1 protein-coding gene is annotated in these 228 nt (G+C 50.0%); it reads right to left on the bottom strand.

Translation table 11 applies throughout. The annotated features are described in order from the left end of the window. The coding region (locus ACYP03_RS28545) for a hypothetical protein (RefSeq protein ID WP_459783005.1) at positions 1–228 on the bottom strand (228 nt) is incomplete at both ends.

The following is a 228-nucleotide window of genomic DNA, read 5'->3' as shown; positions in this document are numbered from 1 at the left end:
CTTTGCTGCTGCGTGCCGTTAAGCATCAACTGCCATCTTAACCCTTGCCACAACCACTCTATGACTTCGCCGTGCAACCAGCGATTTGCCAGAACAATGTCGACAGCTTCATCTGAGATATGCTGTTGCTGAGAACTCGACAACATCTGAATCTGTTCAATCCAGCTCAGCCACTGTTCAGGCTGAATACTACGTTCCGGATCTGACAGAAGTCTGTGGAGCGCTTCC

The sequence above is a fragment of the Photobacterium sp. R1 genome (assembly GCF_054600795.1).
The sequence above is the reverse complement of the archived record's forward strand: the minus strand, read 5'-3'. Positions and strand labels throughout refer to the sequence as shown.